Below are 16,163 nucleotides of genomic sequence, written 5' to 3' on the forward strand. Positions count from 1 at the left end.
GCGCGAGTCGGCGGCAGCCAAGGTTCAGCCTGCCGGGACTGTGAGCGATCACAGCAAGCACCGGCGAATGTTCGACACCGCGACGCACCTCGTCCAGGAAATGCCGCCCCCCAGGGGTGATCGTGACACCCCGATGCCGATGCTCGAACAGATGCTGCAGTCTTCAGGGATCTCAAAGCTATGCCGATTCTGACGCGTAGCGGCGGCGCGACGACGCCGACCAAGGCTGCCAAGTTGATCGCCAATGGTTGGGCGCTTTATCGCAACCGACCGCGCCTTTGCGAAGGCCCGACGAAATGCTGTTCAGCTCGCATCTGGGGCAGCGGAAATATCAGGATAGCGCTCCCGAAGCAGGTCGAGCAACGGACGCAGCGATGGATTAGCGTTGTCCTGCCGCCAATAAGCGCGCAAGCTCAGCCGCGTCGGCCCCTCGGCATCATGCACCTCGCGGAAGGTGACACCCGGATAGACTGCGCCCGTCGCACTTTCCAATACCAGTAGAATGCCCCAGTCCACGCCGACCAAGGAGAGAAGACGGTCGAGCACCACATCATGGCGAACCAGCGGGCAAGGATCGGAAGACCCCAATTTGCTGTCAAGGAGCTTCAGGAATTCCGGTCCCGGGCCTCGCTGCGACATCAAAAGCGATTCGTGCCTCAGTTCGCCCCAGTGAATTACGTCACGACCTGTCAGCGGATGGTTCGCGGGGAGGGCGGCAACGACACGCTCGCTCCAGAGCAACAATGACCTGTCGCTCCACCTTGGACTGAGGCCGGCCACAAAGGCGACGTCAATCGCGGAGCTGGCGAGATCCGAAATCAGATGGTCGCTCGCTCCGTCAACCAGTTGTCTGTCGACATCGGGGAAGCGGTGCCGGTGCTCGATGAGAGTGGCCCGGAGATTGCCGGCTGACAGGGAAGTGTGGATGCCGATGGTCAATCGGCCGCTCTCACCACGCGAGCGGTTCTTGCCACGAACCGTGATTGCTTCCGTCTCATCAACGAAACGCCGGGCAGCTTCGAGGAATTCCTGCCCTTCAACGGTAGGTCGTGTGCCGCCATTGGTACGCTTAAACAGAGTGACGCCCAACCTGTATTCGAGATTGCGCAGGCCGCGACTAAGAGTGGGTTGCTTGATTCTGAGCGCCTCTGCCGCTTGGCGGAGGCTTCGGTGCTTGGACGCGACGATCGCCCAGCGCAGGTCTCGAAATTCCACAGGCACGGTCGAAACCCTAGGGTAAGTTGCCGGTGACCAATTGACCAATTTTTGTCTTGAATGGCGCACGCCATTTGCTTGCGCTGCTTCTGGATCTTCCAATTTGGCAAGCGCAAAAATGGGCGAGGCTGGAGCCAAAAAAGTTTGGCAAGTTTGCCTTTCATTTGCTTGCGCTGCTTCAACCCGCCAATTCGGCCTCGAAAGGGCCATCAAAAGACATCCGCCCTCCGGGCCGGTTAAGACCCTGCCGCCATTTGCTCGGTACCTAGGCTCGCTGGAGGCACGAGAAGCGCAAGCTCTTCTAACTTCATGTTTCGGGTAAACTGCTATGATTCCAAATGACAGTGAACCAATCGCCAACCCAACCCGATCATGAAAAAGCCTCCCGAACGACCCGAGAAGCAGTCTTTTCGATTGAAATGGGTAGAACGGGGAAAATCCGTTTTTGTGACCGAGCGTGTGATCCTACACGAGGTAATTTTGCGACAGGGCAACAGAAACCGACTGAGCTTCAGGTCAGCTTGGTTGTCCGCCTAAATGCTGTCCGCCAACGGCGCGCAACTGAGGATCGAAGTCGACAGGTTTTTGACGACAGTTCAGGCGGCCTGAGCGAACTAGAAGTATAACTGAATCATCGGGATGAAAGCCTCCCACCTATCCAAGTTAAGGCCTAGCTGCCCGCCTTGCCTTTCTTCTAATCCGCAATTCCTTTTCTGCTACCGATTTTCGGGGTAACTCAATCTTACCCAACTTCAGCGTGAAAGGGCGCTTGAGACCAAAAAATGGCGATTAGCCTTTCAGTACTACGGCCCCTGGAAGAGGAGGGGCGCGCGGATTACGGGTCGAAGAGCCCAGGAGGGATTAATGCCAAGGACGCACGCCGTTTTTCGCGGCTATTCGATGAATCTTGCCCGAAACGCTCTCATCTGCTCCACCCTTCTGGCGCGAACGGTTGGATACAGCGACTGGGGCGGTGTCATCCCCGCTAGGGATTGTCCCGGAAGCATGACGCTGGCAGCAATTACAAGCGCGCCAGAACCATAGACGAGATAGTTGTTGGAGGAGTTTGAACTGAGCGTGGTCGTGCCTGAAGAAACAAGATTGGTTGTCACGGCTTGCTCCAAATAGATTACGGAAACTTGGACGAGCTTAATTAGTCAAATTCGGTATCGGTCCTCGCCTGCCGGATCGGCCCAGCAAGGCCACCTTGGATCCTCTGATTGTATTCCCCAACCGCGGCATGCGTGCGCAGCACGCTGTTCACCATCTCGAACATGTCGTGCATGCGCTGCTCGGAGACCGGGCTCTCGACCACGACGACGAGCTCGGGCTTGTTCGAGGACGCGCGCACCAGGCCCCAGCTGCCGTCCTCGACCGTGACGCGTCCGCCGTTGACGGTGACGAGATCGCGGATCGCCTGGCCGCCGATCCTGGCGCCCTTGGCCTGCAAGCCTTCAAAATGCTTCACCACCTGGTCGATGACGCCGTACTTGGTCTCGTCGGCGCAATGCGGCGACATGGTCGGCGACGACCAGGTTTTCGGCAGCGCGTTCTTCAAATCGGCCATCGACTTGCCCGGCGCGCGGTCGAGCATGTCGCAGATCGCGAGCGCCGACACCAGGCCGTCGTCATAGCCGCGCCCATACGGCTTGTTGAAGAAGAAGTGGCCGGACTTCTCGAAGCCCGCGAGCGCACCCGTCTCGTGGGTGCGGCGCTTCATGTAGGAATGGCCGGTCTTCCAATAAGCGACCTTGGCGCCCTGCTTCTGCAGCACGGGATCGGTGACGAACAGGCCGGTCGACTTCACGTCGACGATGAACTGCGCGTCCTTGTGGATCGCCGACATGTCGCGGGCGAGCATCACGCCGACCTTGTCGGCGAAGATTTCCTCGCCGGTGTTGTCGACGACGCCGCAGCGATCGCCGTCACCGTCGAAGCCGAGACCGACATCGGCCTTGTGATGCAGCACCGCATCGCGGATCGCGTGCAGCATCTCCATGTCTTCCGGATTCGGATTGTATTTCGGGAAGGTGTGGTCGAGCTCGGTGTCGAGCGGGATCACCTCGCAGCCGATCGCCTCCAGCACCTGCGGCGCGAACGCGCCGGCCGTGCCATTGCCGCGGGCCGCGACGACCTTGAGCTTGCGGGTCAGCTTCGGACGGCTGGTGAGGTCGGCGATGTAGCGCGCCGGATAGTTCTCGTGGAACTGGTAGGAGCCGCCGGCCTTGTTCTTGAATTCGGCGTTGAGCACGATTTCCTTCAGCCGCGTCATCTCGTCGGGGACGAAGGTCAGCGGGCGGTTGGCGCCCATCTTCACGCCGGTCCAGCCATTGTCGTTGTGCGAGGCCGTGACCATGGCGCAGCAGGGCACGTCGAGGTCGAACTGCGCGAAATAGGCCATCGGCGTCACCGCGAGCCCGATGTCGTGCACCTTGCAGCCCGCAGCCATCAGGCCGGAAATCAGCGCATATTTGATCGAGGCCGAATAGCCGCGGAAATCATGGCCGGTGACGATCTCCTGCTTGACGCCGAGCTCCGCAATCAGCGCGCCCAGCCCCATGCCGAGCGCCTGGATCCCCATCAGGTTGATTTCCTTCTGGAACAACCAGCGCGCGTCGTATTCGCGAAAACCCGTGGCCTTCACCATCGGCTCGGATTCGAAGGCATAGGTGTTGGGCAACAAGACGGATTTCGGCTTGGGGAACATTGAGACAATCTCAGAAATGCGAGGAATTGACCGCCGCCATAGCGAATGCCCAGGCCGAGGTATCGCGGGCATCACACAATGGACAAGGTAGGCTTGTTGGCTAAGTCTTGGTCAGCTTTCCGTCATCGAAAACCAGGAAACGTTGACCTGCACAGCGAGAAGAATGCAGCCGGCCGGCCAGTTTGGATGGGCGGGGTTATAGAAGCCGGGACAATAGCGAGACTAGCTCAGCTTGCCGCCTGGTCCCGGTTCGCAAAAAGACAGCTTTCAGATGGTTTCGCGCTGTCCCCGACGAAATGTTCATATAAAATGCAATTTCTTCCAGCGACTTTCCCTCCACCAGCAGCGATGCGAGACGAGCCTGCGCGGGAGTCAATCCAAAGATCTCCATGACAGAGCTCTGCGAGACGCGAGGTATTTCATTCAGATCAGTCAGGATCAGAAGGGCGCCCATGTCCGGGAGGAGGGGATCGCCTGCACTTTCCCAGTCCTGAACGATGGCATCAATGACAATCGGCCGGCGCTGACTCCGGGTGACAACTGTTTGCAAGGTGCTACGGCCCGGTTTGCCAGACAAAAAGCGGACCTGAGTGATCAGTCGGTCCAGCCTCAGTCGTGACTGAGCATCCGCTGCAAACAGACGCCGTCCCTTCACCGATAGATCGTCATCGAAAAGCTTCGACGCGTTGTCGTTGACAGCCGCCACGAAGCCATTCTGATCGATCAAAATCGCAGGCCGGCCCAATAGATCAAGCGTACCAATCATACTGGGCCGTTCCCCACGAGCGATGCGCAATTCACTCGGGCAAAACAAAGCTCCTTTCGGACCTGCCCCCGTTCTCTCGTCACCCTCAAGCATAGCAACAGTTCAAAAAATGGTTCGCATAACTAATGCTGAAAACGCCATCGTCCCATGTCTCAACTTATAGCTGCGTGCGTCAAAGTGGACAGTCCCATTTGAGATATGTTTCGCACTAATTTCTAGAGTTTCAGACTGAGTCCGTAGGCTACGGACCTTTCGGGCGCGCGATGAATAAGCGCTCGCTGCGTTTGCCCGTTCGAATTCAGCGCTTCTTCGCCGGCATTCGAGCTGCGCGATCGATGCAAAAGTGAAAATCTAACTAGTCATAGGAAGAAGCCGCTGATCTTCGCAGTCCTGCCTGCACAAATCCGGCGAACTTTCCCATTTTTGTGCTGAATTTGATCACGGCAGGCTCTCTTGAACGCGCCTCCTGATTTTGCCTCGCGCCGCGAACCCTCTAACGCAGAGCGGGCTTCACCCTGAGTGGCTCCGGGCTCTGGTACGCCACTGCTTTCGATCTCCCTAGGAGGCGTAGATGCCTTTGGGAACTTGAAAACCAAGGGAAAAATAGCCGAGACTAGCGCGTCGAGAGCACATCGCTCCTCGGACAGACGTCTTTCGACATACTGGCGGTCAAGCCCCGCGACCTCTGTTTCAAGCAAACGGCGATAGCGGTGGATGCGGTTACGGTGGGTTCGCATGGCGGCGAGCGTTTCGCTGATCATCGGCAGAATCTCATTCGAAATCAAATCCTCTCCTCCTTAACCGCGTGCCTGCGGTGGAGCATAGCTGACTCCGCGGAGCGCTGTGATTTGATGTCCTTTCTCTAGGGACAGCCCTGAAGGGTCAATTGGGTTCGTAACGCGCCGCTTCTGTACGTAACGTACAATGAATCCAGCGGGCGCCGTCCGGACAGTGAATATGGCAAGCCAGATGTTGCGCCCTGTTCTGCCGAAAGCAAGACATTCTGAGGGGCGCGCAAAGCCCGATCGCTAGCTGAGAGCTGTTCGTTTGCCCGAGGCACTCACGGGCCCTGCTCGTCATCGTCGCCGCTAGCCGATGAAGCTGAAGCCGACCTTGCTGACCTGTACGACGAGCGCGGCGACCTCAAGCCCATAGACGCTTGGCCGGAAATTTGGCGGCAAGGCCTCGTTGCCGGTGTCGAGATCGACGCGCTATACGAAGGGGCGGGCGAGGAGCGTAGGCAAGTCGGTCACGTCAAGAAGATCAGGTTGAGTGATCGACTGCGCCGCCTGGAGCTGATCGGCAAGCATGTTCGCGTCAATGCGTTCCAGGAGCGGGTTGAGTTTAGCCTGTTGGAAGGACTGGGAGAGCGCATCGATCGCGCCAAGGCTCGCGCAGCATCTCTTCCAGCGCTTCCGGCTCCGCCGATCGTGAAGGTCGCGTCTGCTCCTCTCCCTTCGCGTGTAGAGCAGCCAGCGCCAGCCGCACCACCTGCGCCGCCGTCACCACCACCGCCGCTGCCGAAGCCGGCTTACAAGCCGATCATGCCCGCGCCTGAACCCGCAGCACCGTGGCCGTCGTTCGGCGGCTTCGCTGCGACCGACTACGATCCCACCTAGCAAAAAACGAAATGCTCCATCATGGCAACAATCGCTGCCAACATCGCCACCATCCAAGCCCAAGCCGCCGTTCTCGACACGCTAATTGGGCAATTTGCCGCCGCCAAAGCGTTGATCGACGCGGCCGAACTCGACATTCGCAGTCAGCAAGCCTAAGCGTGGACTTGCACAGGTTTCGCTGCGCTGTCTGCAATCACGCACTTACGACATTCGCAGCGCATGAAGATTCCATGCATTCCAATGGCCGGTGGCTTCAAGGCGATTTGCGCCCACCGAAGTAAGCCGCGCTGCAAGTCGTGACCGAAGGCGAGACGCCGCGGCTGCCGGAAGGTTTCAGGGTCGAGCTCGACAAGGACGGTTGGCGGCACTGATTCGCGCGAAGCGCCGATGGCCTCAATGCATCTGCCGCTCTGACTGATCTTCACTAATCCGCCAGCCGCGTAGGGCATGACCATGTCCGATGACTGGACCAAACGAGCGACGAACATCCTTCGAGAACTTCATGCTGCCGAGACGGAGCTAATCGGCAGGGGGGCTATCCTGACCGACGGTAAGGCGGGGACGGTTGATCACGTCTTCCTTGACGAGGTGCACGGGCTCCGGATCTCGATCGGTGGCCACGACGGCAAGTGGCCGATTTCGACTCTGAAGCTTCTAGACTCCGGTTTCGCCAGATAGCGCAGGCGGTGTCAGCCCGTGGCAATGACCGATCAAGGCTGGGGCGCCCGTTCGAGGATGATCCGATCGAGGTAGACGGGCGCAAGCTGGGGGGTGGCATCATGTGGGCCTTGCACCTCGGAGGGCCGACACCAGATGGCGGGCCACTGCGCAAGAAGGGCAAACCGTGCAGGGTGATCCGATGAGCCAAATAAACCAGACCGGCCGTAGGATTATCTACGTCATGATGGTGGTCGTGGTGCTGGTGGTCATCTGGCAGATTCTCACGCCGCTTTGAGAAGGCCCGCCAGATAGCTTGTCCGCCCGGTCACCGTCCGCGGTGATCACTCGGTGACCGGGCGCCCAGCGCGGTGCGCGGCAGCGAGGCGGAGCCTGGCCGAGTAAGCCAGTCACAGTTTACCTGGAGTGGCAGCCATGATGCAGAACGTTGTAGCCGGATGCGTCGCAGTGGCTTTGATTATCCTGGCCTTGATTGGCTTCGCCCAAACGCACCGTGAATGTTGGCACGGGCACGTGCTCCTAACCCATGAGCCCTGCGGATCCGTCAGCCCTTCAATATAGGAACAACCATTTTCCGCTGATCTGGGCGCGGGACCGAAGCCCCGCGCTCTCGTCGTTCACCGCCTCGGCCGGCGGGCGCAAAACCGCTGTCGATCGCAGTGAGCGCTTTTCCACACCCACGACGCGCAGTAGCTCGCGCGCGGTCCGAGCCACCAGTAATCGATAATTTGACTGTCGCCCGCGCAGCGGTTGGATCTCGGCATGCCTCACCCTGCCCGCCGCCACACGCCCACGCACGCCGAGGGTCGGCCAATCAAGATCACCTTTGGCGAGATGCGCGAGATGGGCTTGCGCGGCGTCCTCATGTATTGCCCCTGCGGCCGTCACGTTGCGCTCGGCACCGATCGCTGGCCCGACGATGTTCGGCTGTCAGATGTCGAGCCGCGCTTCGTCTGCACCGCCTGCGCCGGGCGCGGCGCAGACGTACGACCGGATTTCAACTGGAACGCAAAAGGGCCGATCGGCGACATGGGCTATCGGTAGCCACCTTAAAAACGGCCCCGGCCATGGGGGCTTTTGAAGTGTGGAGGCCGGGGCCGTTGGAGGTGACCTTGGCGGTAATGGGGTCGCCAGGTGGTGACGAGCATAGGAAAAACCGGCAATCAGTTCTGTCCACTTGTGCCCAAAGCGGTATAGTTCCTCATCGGGAACGGAACCGGTCGCAATGAAGGACATGCAGGCTCAGTTAGAAAAGCTCCGCACGGATGCTGCCGAGTGCGCCTTGATCCGCGATCTTGCTACTGAACCCAAGAAGCGAGATGTTCACAAGGCTGGCCGAGCATCTGACAGTTCTGGCCGACGAGGTTGAACGCGCCATTGCTGCCGCGAGACCTGAGCTGAAGCGGAAGGAATGACGGAACGAGGCTGGGGTCGGCGTTTCGAGGATCCGATCACGATCGGCGATCGCATACTGGTGACGCAGCTCGACGCCGGCGAGTACATCGCCGCGTCGCCGAAGAAAGAGCACGCCGCATCGGAATGGCAAGCCGCGATGAAGGTGGAGGCCCGAGTATGTTTGCCAGCATCGGGGTCATGCGGGCATTGAACCGCCACCACGTCCCGGAGTTTAACCCGAAGGGCAAAGAGCCTCACTGGGGCCGGCGCAAGCTGAAGAGGGACCAATAAGGCGCCGCCAACTGAGGCGGCCTTACTCTCTCACAGGATGCAAGTCGGACGGCTGTACGGCGAGCCGATAAGCAATCTCCCGGGAGCCGTCGAAGACCTCTAGGACGCGCTCACAGATCAGGCACTTGTAGTGCCCGGCGTTGCCCTTGCGGGATTCAAGTTCGATCCGGCGAGATCCCGCCGAACAATCAGGGCACGTCACGTCGCCTTTCTTCATGTGACAGTTATGATGCAGGCTACCGCAGGGGTCAAAGGTTAGTGTTTGCCCGACGGAACGCAGCTGGGACCAGTACGCCCCGAATGGGAAAAGCCGCAGCGTGGTTCCAGCCCCACTGCGGCATTCCCGGAATAACAAAAAAATTAGTGCTCAAATCGCGCCGGTGTTCCTTCAGTAGAACACCCCGTTCCGAAAATGGAGTCCGGACAACTACCGGACTTCGGTTTTCTACGTATTGTCACTTGGAGGGCCGACATGGCTGGGCATGGCAATTCCAGCCCCAATGCTCCCGGTTGCCGATCCAATTGCGGATTTGAGCGCCGGGAGTGCTAGGCCCACCAGCGTGAACCGGCGCCCACCGTAAATTTCCCAAGGTCAAAAAAAAGAACCGCCGACCTTGGTAACTAAGGCCATCAGCTGAGGCTGCTTACCTCTGCTCGTTCCTCGCACGGGAAGCCAGTCTATCCAGCTGGCCAGCCAAACCCACGAAACTTCGGGCGATGTTTTTCAGGGCGGCGGCGCGATCCTTGGAAATGCCGCTCACGCCAGAAAGTCTCTTGTAGTGGTTAGCCTGCTCGCGGCACTCAGCAATGTTGATCAATGGCTCAGCCTTCCTGTTGCCCGCGCGGGACGTGGGATCGCCTTTCCCCGCTGGCTTGCCTTCTACCATGTTAGGCCCTTAAATCAGGTTCGGACACTGGGTTAGATACGGACAGCGCCGGCTCGAGTTTTGAAAAGGAACACAACGGTGGGCGTCTATGTGAACACCGCCAAGCAGGTCGGCGACGTCGATCACATCAAGTCTTCGCGACGGTGGACGCCGCGGAACGATGGTTCGAGGAGAACGACCCGGAGGGCGTCGCCTTCGAATACGATGTGATCGAGTGATGTGGAGCGGATAATCAGCGCCACATCGTTGGTGGGTTCAAGGCCTTGCGACCCGCCGCTTTCAACGCGTCGGTTGAGAGCTGTCCATGTGCCGCAGCATCGAGCAGCTTCGAAGCAACGTACGCTCTGGCGCCCGTTTCGCTTACAGGAATATTTTCGCAAACTTCGTCGAGCACCGCCCTGAGCAGCGCAGTCATTTCAGCATCAAACACGCCGAACTCCCGAAATTGAGAGGATCCTGAACGCTGCACAAGCGGAATATATTCGCTTGGCAGCGTTCGCCGCGTATTCCGGTCTGGGCTCCGAAATCCCAGCGCCTACAAAATTGGCACCTGTACGTCAAAGTAATGTGACAGCTTCCTCGGCCACATCAACGGGCGTTTGCAGGGCCTCCCCAAAGGCCCTTACCAAGGAGGATAGAGCGCGACGAACAGCCCGAGGCCGGCAAGAAGTATTGCCCACGCGACGGCCTGACGATTGCGAAGCGAGCCACGGTTCATTTGCGAGCCTTCTTACGAGACTTTCGCGTAACCGAGGCCGCAGGATTTGACCCGTCGAACACAATGACGTCGAAGAGCGTCTTCGCGTCATCGGATAGGATCCCCAACCAACATCGCTTCTAATTCGGCGGCTGTCGTTGGGACAATCCCACCATTCGGCCGAACAGGCATAGTCGACACTTCATCTCAGAAAAAACCAAATAGCCTCCCATAGGCCCGGGCGACGGGCTCGGTGCCAGGCGTCGTGCGTCGCTCGCTGTCGGGGCGTCATCGCGGCCAGGCGCTCGGCGCGCTGTTTGGCATATCTCTGTTGCTGCCGAACCTTGCGGTTGAACCGCGTCGCGCCGGCAGGTGTTGAGGCGTCCCCGTACTGTGGCAGATGCCAAGCCTTTCCGATCCGAAACGACAGATACGCATGCCCCTTGACGACGTTGCGCTCGACGTTTGGTGGCAGTTTGCGAGGCATGGCCTACCTCTCCCAACCAACATCGGCGTCAACGCCGGTCGCGTGCTCTTCCCCGTGGTGAGGCAGAGCGTCGATCGCGCTCGAGTTCGCGAACGTCCCAAGCCAGTCGTCTCGTACCCGGAATGACCCGCGGCTTGGGCATGCTTCCCGCCGTCACGAGAAGGTCAAACGTGTTCGGGCTAACCGAGGCATATGCTGCGGAGGCCTCACGATCGATTAGGCGCGGCGGCAGAGTTGGCGGCAATGCAGCTTGACGTGCCACTACCGCTTCTCCCCATCCTCCATTTCGAGAGCGACTGCCCCAACTCGGAGATCGGCTGCTTTTAATGGCGGCATTCCGCCGCTTCGCGGCGCTGACGACAGAAAGAGCATTGCGGTCATCATGCCAATGATGTGCAAACAGGTGTGTAATATGAATGGCCCTCTGGGGCTATCTAGCTGATTTTATTGTATTATTTTCTTTAAATGGCGCTCCCTAGCGGAATGTAACCACAGGTAATGATGAGATTTCCTATTATATTTCAATATGTTAAAATCTTGCCGTTTCGACGTGTATCTACGCGGTGTATCTACTTTTTGGGTCGGTAGCCGACTCGGCTACCGAAACTAACGAGTCGATGAGGGGCGGTAGAGCGCAAACCCATAACTATACAACTTGTAACAAAACTTGATTTGACTTTTCGTATTGCGGTTGAGGTCCCGTTCTGCTATGTACCACTCATGGCGACGTTGCGCGATTCGAGGGCGCGCCCGTGACTGCCTGACGGACACCTTGTCCGTCATCGGCTCATAGCCGAGGTAATGCAGCCGCTCAGCGGCAACGCTAACCGAAAATTCCCACACCCATGACCACTTTAAATGCGTCTGCGGTTACCGCTGATCGCCTTGACGCGGCCCTCGACCTCAGAGCTGGCCCCGGTTGTTTGGACAGCGCCGCGCTGGATTTAAGTGGATTCCTGCCGGGTTATGCTGAACGCGGGGCTTTACGATTTTGTCGTTGCGTCGGGAGGGCGTAGCCCGACCAGAGCGACGACAAAATCGTCGGCGACGGTCATGCGGCCATCACCATAGCTTGCGTGCCGAAGTAAGCCTCGTCGGGCGTGCGCCCGTCAAGGCTCGAGTGAGGGCGTCCCTGATTGTAGAAGGCCAGATACTTGGCAATTGACGCTCGCGCCTCGGACACGCTGTCGTAGGCGCGGAGATAAACTTCTTCGTATTTGACCGTGCGCCAGAGCCGCTCGACAAACACGTTGTCGCGCCAGGCGCCCTTGCCGTCCATGCTGATGGCGATCTTCGCGTCCAGCAGCACATCGGTGAACTCGAGGCTGGTGAACTGGCTGCCCTGATCCGTGTTGAAAATCTCGGGTCTGCCGTGCTTCGCCAACGCCTCCTGGACCGCTTGGACGCAGAAGGCCGCCTCCATTGTGATCGAGACGCGATGGGCCAGGACCCGTCGGCTGAACACATCGACGACCGCCGCGAGATAGACGAAGCCACGCCGCATCGGAATGTAGGTGATGTCCATTGCCCACGCATGGTCGGGCCGCTCGATCTTCAATCCGCGCAACAGGTACGGGTAGATCTTGTGACCCGGAGCCGGCTTGCTCGTGTTCGGGCGACGATAGACCGCCTCGATCCCCATGCGCTTCATCAGCGTCGCGATGTGGCGGCGACCGGCGTATACGCCCTCCCGCCGCAGCAACGATCGCAGCATACGCGCTCCCGCGAAGGGATAATCGAGATGCAGCTCATCGAGCCGACGCATCAAGGCAAGGTCCTCGGCCGAAACTGGCCGAGGTTCATAGTAGACCGTGCTGCGAGCCAGCTTCAGGACCTTCGCCTGGCGCACGATAGAAAGATCATGACCGCGGTCGATCATCGCTTTGCGCTCAGCAGGCCCGCCTTGGTGAGCGCGCCGGACAAAAAATCGTTTTCCAACGCCAGCTCGCCGATCTTGGCATGTAACGCCTTCAAATCGACCGGCGTCTCGGCCGATGTCTTGTCATGCCCAAACACGCCGGCGGCGCCTTCCAGGAGCTGGTTTTTCCAGATCGTGATCTGGTTCGGATGAACATCAAACAGTTGCGCCAGCTCCGCCAGTGTCTTGTCTCCTTTGACCGCAGCCAAAGCAACCTTCGCCTTGAATGCCGGAGAATGCGTCCGGCGGCTCTTCTTCGTCATCTTCGCTCCTGATTCGCAGCAAGAATCCTCGCCGCTGTCAGGCAGAAAATCCACTCAAGCTACTGTCCGAATTTGCGAGGCCAGCTCTCTCATCGCCGAGGTGATGGTGCTGCACGACCGGCCGGGCTTCGCGCCCTACGTCGAACGCCTGGAGCGGGAGCTTGCCGCTATGCAGTCGAAGGATGACGTGATGACACGCGCGCGGCGGCGGCTTGCTGCCCGCGGCGCAAACGATAACGGCAAGTCCAAGGTAGCTGCGTGAACAACAGCCCCGCGTCGCCCGCCAAATATCTGCAGCGCGACCTTTAGTGTCACGCCCGAAAAATCTCACTACTCATCACACACTACGAACGGAGGAATTGTGTGCAGCCACAACTCAATTTCCACCACAACTTCAGAGAGCCGGTCAAGATCCCCGGCTCGTTCAACCTGTATTACGATCCGGTTCAGGTCGACCGGCAACTGACTAAGCTTCTGATCGAGGGAGACCCGGAATATGAAAATCCTCGCCACTCATTCGCCGCTCGGTGCTGACGTTGCCCTTGCGGACGTCGAAGTCTGCGAAGGGGTGAAGTTGTTCGGCGTGCGCATTGTGCGTGCGGCCGATGGATCGCATCGAGCTTACGCGCGCGGGGCTGCGCTTTCGCCCGCGATGGTCGAATCAATTTCATCTCTCGTTTTAGAGGGCGATTGCCAACATGCGGGCCACGCTTAAGCGCATTATCCACCTTCGTCGCAGCCTTATTGCTTACGGATACCGTCCCGTCGCGTGTAGTGGCAAAGCCGCTGTCATGGGTAACTGGCAGCGCTCGCGGTGGTCCGCTGCGCAAATGGAAGGCATCGCTCGCAACTATCCGGACGCCACAAATACGGGTCTGCTCTGCGGCGAACTTGTGGGGCTTGATGTCGACACGCCGGACGCTGAGACTGCCGACGCTATCCGCGCGATGGTGATGGAGTTGCCGGGGTCGGACAGAGCGCCGTATCGGATGGGCAAGGCACCGAAGACCCTGTTCGCATTCCGCGCCACCGAGCCTCGCGAGAAGCGCGCAACAGGCGCCTACCTGATCAACGGCGCCAAGTGTCAGGTCGAGGCGTTTGGTGAACGCACGCAATTCGTGGCGTTCGGAACGCATCCCGATACGGGCCGACCTTACGAATGGTTCAACGGTTCGCCGGCCGAAACACCGTTGGCCGAGCTTCCGGAAATCACACCAGAGGCGATCGACGAATTGTTGGCTCGGGCGGAGGCGTACTTCGCCGAGCGCGGGACGCTGATTAAGCCAGCCAGCAAAGCCAGTGACCGCGGCCCGGTGGTAGTCGATAGTGACCACCCGTGGGCTGACACATCAACGCCGCGCGTTGGCTAGCCTCGATGCATGGGTGCCGGAGCTTGGACTCGAAGATCTGCGCAAGTACCAGGGCGGCTTCCACGCTGTTGCATCCTTCCGCCCCTCGATCAACTCGAAGGTGAAGAAGCGAGGCCGCGCGCTGAATATCCAGCCCAGTGGTATTGTCGATTATTCGGCTGGAAACGCCGGCTACTCGCCGATCAACATGGTTTCAGTCAGCCTCAGCATGTCCGCGTCAGAGGCCGCCGAGTGGCTGCGTAAACGAGTTGGCGGCGGCGATGACACCAAGCCAGTCAGCGTTGCTCGTCTTCTTACTCAACCCGCCAGGCGTGCCGCAGCGCGTCGATCAACATCAACTTTGTCCTGAAGGGCGATTGCTGAATGCAAAATGCAATTAAAACCGACGCGTCCAATTCAACCGTTGAAGCCCGCGATGAGGAGCCTGTCGCAGCCAACGACAACAAACCCGCATCTAATCCCGGCACTTCGGTAACCGAGGATAGTGTTGCGTATATATTCGCGAGCACCTATCGAGACACGCTGCGCTTCTGCCACTCCACTGGCGCGTGGTTTGAATGGGATGGTTCGTACTGGCGCAGGAACGAAGTCGGCCTTGCGGCTCACCATGTTAGGGTGATGGCCCGCGATATGTCACAGGGCCTGTCTCCGAAGGCGCTCGCGACTATACGAAAGCGTTCATTCGCTTCAGGAGTCGAGGGGTTCGCTCGCAATGACCCAACCTTCGCCGTCACGATCGAGGCTTGGGACCGCGACCCGTTTCTGCTCGGAACGCCAGACGGCACCGTTGATCTGCGTACAGGGAAAATGCGCGCTGCCGACCCTGCAGATGGCATTACCAAACTAACGTCCACCGCGCCGTCTGCCCAGGCAGACTGTCCACTTTGGTTGCGATTTCTTCAAGACGCGACTGGCGGCGACGGTGAAATGATCCGCTTTCTGCAGCAGTGGTGCGGCTACTGCCTTACGGGCGACACGCGCGAACATGCACTTGTCTTTGTGCATGGCGACGGCGGTAATGGGAAATCGGTTTTTCTCAACACCACTAGCTATATTCTGCACGATTATGCGACTACGGCGTCAATGGACACGTTCGTTGCCAGCCGCAGTGACAGACACCCGACAGACTTGGCGATGTTGCGCGGTGCGCGTCTAGTCAGCGCCAGCGAGACAGAGGAGGGCAGGGCTTGGGCCGAGTCGCGAATAAAACAGATGACGGGCGGCGATGCGATTTCAGCGCGCTTTATGAGGCAGGACTTCTTTACGTTCCAGCCGCAATTCAAACTGTTTGTGGTTGGAAACCACCAGCCAGCACTGCATAGCGTCGACGCCGCAGCCCGGCGGCGATTCAACATCGTGCCGTTCACGCGAAAGCCGACGAAGCCGGATCGTGAACTTGAAGCAAAGCTTCGCGGTGAGGCGCCCGCCATTCTGCGGTGGATGGTTGATGGGTGCCGGGACTGGCAGCGCAATGGTTTGGTGCGACCTGCATCTATTGTTGAGGCGACCGAAACGTATTTTGCCGAGCAAGACACGTTCGGCCAGTGGCTGAAGGATGCTTGCCGAGTTGAGCCGGACAATCGTAGCATCTCAGACTTCGTCGCGGATCTGTTCAAATCGTGGACCGATTATGCTGAAGCATCTGGCGAGCGCCCCGGAAGCCAGAAGGGATTTGTCCAGTCGCTGACCAAGAGTGGCTTCAAGAAGGGGCAAAGGGTACGCGGCGGACAACTCTATATCGGACTGCAACTGCTTAGGCAGGCCGAGAAAGAACCTAGCGTGCGCGATTGAGCACGGATCGCGCACGGGAAAACGAAATGATTTCAATGGTCGGTGCTACGTGTGCGACATGTGCGCGATTTTTCCATTA

At 59.0% G+C, this 16,163-nt stretch carries 18 protein-coding genes and 1 pseudogene; 12 read left to right on the forward strand and 7 right to left on the reverse strand.

Annotated elements, in window-relative coordinates; genetic code table 11:
- Window positions 1–244 precede the first annotated feature (244 nt).
- Window positions 245–340, forward strand: coding sequence for a hypothetical protein (locus tag AAFG50_RS03515; RefSeq protein WP_301309069.1), 96 nt, complete (start codon window positions 245–247; stop codon window positions 338–340).
- Here AAFG50_RS03515 and AAFG50_RS03520 read toward each other — a convergent pair.
- The 5 genes from AAFG50_RS03520 to AAFG50_RS03540 all read right to left on the reverse strand — a co-directional run bounded on the left by AAFG50_RS03520 (window position 304) and on the right by AAFG50_RS03540 (window position 5,473).
- Window positions 304–1,425 carry a LysR substrate-binding domain-containing protein gene (locus tag AAFG50_RS03520; protein WP_011090981.1) on the reverse strand — a complete coding sequence of 374 codons (1,122 nt, stop codon included), beginning with the start codon at window positions 1,423–1,425 and terminating at the stop codon, window positions 304–306. The two genes, AAFG50_RS03515 and AAFG50_RS03520, sit on opposite strands and share 37 nt — an antisense overlap.
- A 683-nt stretch (window positions 1,426–2,108) precedes the next feature.
- A complete protein-coding gene (locus tag AAFG50_RS03525; RefSeq protein WP_125459388.1) occupies window positions 2,109–2,327 on the reverse strand; it encodes a hypothetical protein in 219 nt (72 codons plus the stop codon).
- A 41-nt stretch (window positions 2,328–2,368) separates the two neighbouring features.
- A complete protein-coding gene (locus AAFG50_RS03530) occupies window positions 2,369–3,922 on the reverse strand; it encodes a phosphomannomutase/phosphoglucomutase (protein WP_049801880.1) in 1,554 nt (517 codons plus the stop codon).
- A 196-nt stretch (window positions 3,923–4,118) separates the two neighbouring features.
- Window positions 4,119–4,688, reverse strand: a complete 570-nt coding sequence (locus AAFG50_RS03535; RefSeq protein ID WP_016848068.1) for a helix-turn-helix transcriptional regulator — start codon at window positions 4,686–4,688, stop codon at window positions 4,119–4,121.
- Window positions 4,689–5,047: 359 nt separating this feature from the next.
- On the reverse strand, window positions 5,048–5,473 hold the full coding sequence (locus AAFG50_RS03540; protein ID WP_223153798.1) for a hypothetical protein: 426 nt from the start codon (window positions 5,471–5,473) through the stop codon (window positions 5,048–5,050).
- Between the two features lie 483 nt (window positions 5,474–5,956).
- On the opposite strand from AAFG50_RS03540, the gene AAFG50_RS03545 reads away from it, so the two are divergent.
- The 6 genes and pseudogenes from AAFG50_RS03545 (at window position 5,957) to AAFG50_RS03570 (ending at window position 8,591) form a co-directional block, all read left to right on the forward strand.
- On the forward strand, window positions 5,957–6,307 hold the full coding sequence (locus AAFG50_RS03545; protein WP_161170744.1) for a hypothetical protein: 351 nt from the start codon (window positions 5,957–5,959) through the stop codon (window positions 6,305–6,307).
- Between the two features lie 21 nt (window positions 6,308–6,328).
- Entirely contained in the window at window positions 6,329–6,463 is a 135-nt protein-coding gene (locus AAFG50_RS03550; RefSeq protein WP_016847164.1) for a hypothetical protein, read from the forward strand.
- Window positions 6,464–6,754: 291 nt separating this feature from the next.
- Window positions 6,755–6,985 (forward strand): hypothetical protein, encoded by a 231-nt coding sequence (locus AAFG50_RS03555; protein WP_016847165.1) that lies wholly within the window; start codon window positions 6,755–6,757, stop codon window positions 6,983–6,985.
- Window positions 6,986–7,747: 762 nt separating this feature from the next.
- A complete protein-coding gene (locus tag AAFG50_RS03560; RefSeq protein ID WP_011090974.1) occupies window positions 7,748–8,029 on the forward strand; it encodes a hypothetical protein in 282 nt (93 codons plus the stop codon).
- 181 nt (window positions 8,030–8,210) lie between these two features.
- Window positions 8,211–8,400, forward strand: a pseudogene (locus tag AAFG50_RS03565) (hypothetical protein).
- Window positions 8,397–8,591 (forward strand): hypothetical protein, encoded by a 195-nt coding sequence (locus AAFG50_RS03570; RefSeq protein ID WP_011090973.1) that lies wholly within the window; start codon window positions 8,397–8,399, stop codon window positions 8,589–8,591. The pseudogene AAFG50_RS03565 and the gene AAFG50_RS03570 overlap by 4 nt, the downstream one beginning before the upstream one ends.
- Window positions 8,592–9,790: 1,199 nt before the next feature.
- Here AAFG50_RS03570 and AAFG50_RS03575 read toward each other — a convergent pair.
- Together AAFG50_RS03575 and AAFG50_RS03580 are read right to left on the reverse strand one after the other, a co-directional pair.
- Window positions 9,791–9,988, reverse strand: a complete 198-nt coding sequence (locus tag AAFG50_RS03575; protein WP_028144135.1) for a hypothetical protein — start codon at window positions 9,986–9,988, stop codon at window positions 9,791–9,793.
- 1,805 nt (window positions 9,989–11,793) lie between these two features.
- Window positions 11,794–12,923, reverse strand: a protein-coding gene (locus AAFG50_RS03580) for an IS3-like element ISRj2 family transposase (protein WP_085967575.1) whose coding sequence is annotated in 2 segments (ribosomal slippage) — window positions 11,794–12,671 and window positions 12,671–12,923 — 1,131 coding nt in all. Because the reading frame shifts where the segments join, the coding sequence is not laid out codon by codon here.
- Window positions 12,924–13,026: 103 nt separating this feature from the next.
- Here AAFG50_RS03580 and AAFG50_RS03585 point away from each other — a divergent pair.
- The 5 genes from AAFG50_RS03585 to AAFG50_RS03605 all read left to right on the forward strand — a co-directional run bounded on the left by AAFG50_RS03585 (window position 13,027) and on the right by AAFG50_RS03605 (window position 16,084).
- A complete protein-coding gene (locus AAFG50_RS03585) occupies window positions 13,027–13,185 on the forward strand; it encodes a hypothetical protein (protein ID WP_016846393.1) in 159 nt (52 codons plus the stop codon).
- A 234-nt stretch (window positions 13,186–13,419) separates the two neighbouring features.
- Window positions 13,420–13,638, forward strand: coding sequence for a hypothetical protein (locus AAFG50_RS03590; RefSeq protein WP_129964954.1), 219 nt, complete (start codon window positions 13,420–13,422; stop codon window positions 13,636–13,638).
- 76 nt (window positions 13,639–13,714) lie between these two features.
- Complete coding sequence (locus AAFG50_RS03595; protein WP_231088587.1) at window positions 13,715–14,293, forward strand: bifunctional DNA primase/polymerase; 579 nt, start codon at window positions 13,715–13,717, stop codon at window positions 14,291–14,293.
- Window positions 14,294–14,306: 13 nt separating this feature from the next.
- The gene (locus tag AAFG50_RS03600) at window positions 14,307–14,642 is read left to right on the forward strand and encodes a hypothetical protein (protein WP_161536874.1); all 336 of its coding nucleotides are present in this window, start codon (window positions 14,307–14,309) and stop codon (window positions 14,640–14,642) included.
- A 14-nt stretch (window positions 14,643–14,656) separates the two neighbouring features.
- Complete coding sequence (locus AAFG50_RS03605; protein WP_011090968.1) at window positions 14,657–16,084, forward strand: phage/plasmid primase, P4 family; 1,428 nt, start codon at window positions 14,657–14,659, stop codon at window positions 16,082–16,084.
- Window positions 16,085–16,163: the final 79 nt, after the last annotated feature.

It is taken from the genome of Bradyrhizobium sp. B039 (assembly GCF_038965675.1).
In the GTDB taxonomy this organism is placed as follows: Bacteria; Pseudomonadota; Alphaproteobacteria; order Rhizobiales; family Xanthobacteraceae; genus Bradyrhizobium; species Bradyrhizobium diazoefficiens.

What these genes read in the sequence shown, in the direction of transcription:
- AAFG50_RS03515 (WP_301309069.1), top strand. Translation starts at nt 245, where the DNA reads ATGGTTGGGCGCTTTATCGCAACCGACCGCGCCTTTGCGAAGGCCCGA.
- AAFG50_RS03520 (WP_011090981.1), bottom strand. Translation starts at nt 1,425, where the DNA reads ATGGCCCTTTCGAGGCCGAATTGGCGGGTTGAAGCAGCGCAAGCAAAT.
- AAFG50_RS03530 (WP_049801880.1), bottom strand. Translation starts at nt 3,922, where the DNA reads ATGTTCCCCAAGCCGAAATCCGTCTTGTTGCCCAACACCTATGCCTTC.
- AAFG50_RS03535 (WP_016848068.1), bottom strand. Translation starts at nt 4,688, where the DNA reads ATGATTGGTACGCTTGATCTATTGGGCCGGCCTGCGATTTTGATCGAT.
- AAFG50_RS03550 (WP_016847164.1), top strand. Translation starts at nt 6,329, where the DNA reads ATGGCAACAATCGCTGCCAACATCGCCACCATCCAAGCCCAAGCCGCC.
- AAFG50_RS03555 (WP_016847165.1), top strand. Translation starts at nt 6,755, where the DNA reads ATGACCATGTCCGATGACTGGACCAAACGAGCGACGAACATCCTTCGA.
- AAFG50_RS03560 (WP_011090974.1), top strand. Translation starts at nt 7,748, where the DNA reads ATGCCTCACCCTGCCCGCCGCCACACGCCCACGCACGCCGAGGGTCGG.
- AAFG50_RS03570 (WP_011090973.1), top strand. Translation starts at nt 8,397, where the DNA reads ATGACGGAACGAGGCTGGGGTCGGCGTTTCGAGGATCCGATCACGATC.
- AAFG50_RS03585 (WP_016846393.1), top strand. Translation starts at nt 13,027, where the DNA reads ATGGTGCTGCACGACCGGCCGGGCTTCGCGCCCTACGTCGAACGCCTG.
- AAFG50_RS03590 (WP_129964954.1), top strand. Translation starts at nt 13,420, where the DNA reads ATGAAAATCCTCGCCACTCATTCGCCGCTCGGTGCTGACGTTGCCCTT.
- AAFG50_RS03595 (WP_231088587.1), top strand. Translation starts at nt 13,715, where the DNA reads ATGGGTAACTGGCAGCGCTCGCGGTGGTCCGCTGCGCAAATGGAAGGC.
- AAFG50_RS03605 (WP_011090968.1), top strand. Translation starts at nt 14,657, where the DNA reads ATGCAAAATGCAATTAAAACCGACGCGTCCAATTCAACCGTTGAAGCC.